The sequence below is a fragment of the Streptomyces lushanensis genome, assembly GCF_001700515.1.
GTDB lineage: Bacteria > Actinomycetota > Actinomycetes > Streptomycetales > Streptomycetaceae > Streptomyces > Streptomyces lushanensis.
In genome coordinates this window covers 1-813 of record NZ_MAUD01000567.1, presented here as the reverse complement: position 1 = coordinate 813, position 813 = coordinate 1, and the positions used below count along the sequence as shown (strand labels likewise).

Below are 813 nucleotides of genomic sequence, written 5' to 3'. Positions count from 1 at the left end.
CGCCGTCGTGGTCTCCAGCGGAACGCCGAGGTTGTCGGTGAGATTGTCGCTGACCAGGGTGCCGACCACACTGATCAGTACGACGGAGAGCCAGTACAGGCCCGGCACATAGGCACGCGCCCGGAACTGGAAGAACAGTGTGATCACGAGCAGGGCGCCCATGACGAAGGACGTGTTGGTCAGCCCGAGGCCCAGATTGGCGTTCAGCAGGTCCGCCGCGGTCTCCCCGACCGTGGTGCACAGGACCTTGATGACCCAGAAGTAGAGGGTGACTTCGGGAACTTTGTTCATCAGCTCGCGGCGCCGGGTGGAGGCGCCCGGCGGATATGTGTCTGCTGTCATGACGCGGCACGCTGTCAGGGTTCACCTGAACGTTTCCTGACCGGTGGGCCCGGTCACCCGGTCCGAGCGGGGAACAGCCGTGCCGTGACGGCCGTGTGTCCGGACCCCGCATTGACGCATTCCGATATAGGCATATGATGATGCCATGGCACGAGCGGCGACGACCTCGGACGCGTTCAACGCGATCGCCGAGCCGCAGCGGCGGGAGATCCTGCTGCTGCTGCGGGGCGGTGAGCGGCCCGTGACCGAACTGGCGCGGGACCTGGGGATGAGCCAGCCACAGGCGTCCAAGCACCTGCGGGTGCTCCGCGAGGTCGGGCTGGTGCGGGTCCGCGGGGCGGGCAAGCAGCGGCTGTACGGCCTGGACGCCGGCGGGCTGCGGCCGGTCCACGAGTGGGTGGGCGGCTTCGAGGAATTCTGGAACGGGACCTTCGACCGGCTGGACGAGTACGTGCGAGATCTGAAACAGGC

2 protein-coding genes are annotated in these 813 nt (G+C 67.0%); one reads left to right on the top strand and one right to left on the bottom strand.

Annotation, left to right across the window (positions count from 1 at the left end; all coding sequences use genetic code 11):
* On the bottom strand, positions 1-342 hold a 342-nt coding region (locus BFF77_RS31295; RefSeq protein ID WP_483855225.1), incomplete at its 3' end, for a COG4705 family protein.
* A gap of 145 nt (positions 343-487) precedes the next feature.
* Between BFF77_RS31295 and BFF77_RS31290 the strand changes: the two genes are divergently transcribed.
* On the top strand, positions 488-813 hold a 326-nt coding region (locus tag BFF77_RS31290; protein ID WP_066956821.1), incomplete at its 3' end, for an ArsR/SmtB family transcription factor.